The sequence below is a fragment of the Oleiphilus sp. HI0086 genome (genome assembly GCF_001635225.1).
In genome coordinates this window covers 1-221 of the sequence record NZ_LWFZ01000574.1, presented here as the reverse complement: position 1 = coordinate 221, position 221 = coordinate 1, and the positions used below count along the sequence as shown (strand labels likewise).

Sequence of the window (221 nt, the reverse complement as noted above, 5' to 3'; positions counted from 1 at the left end):
TACAAAATGAGTTCCATGGCTGAAGAGTCTATCGCACTTAATGGCAGTTCTTATCCTTCAGTAATCATCTCTGCCAGCGGTATGGCAAGTGGTGGCAGAGTTTTACACCACTTAAAAAATCTCTTACCGCATCATCAGCACAGTATCGTTTTTATCGGATTTCAGGCACCTGGAACGCGAGGTGATACCCTGGTCAGTGGTGCTGCTGAAGTCAAAATACA

Annotated in this window: 1 pseudogene; it reads left to right on the top strand. The window is 44.8% G+C overall.

What is annotated here, in order from left to right:
* Positions 1–15: 15 nt before the first annotated feature.
* Positions 16–221 (top strand): annotated as a pseudogene (locus A3756_RS06895) (MBL fold metallo-hydrolase); the annotation flags it as partial.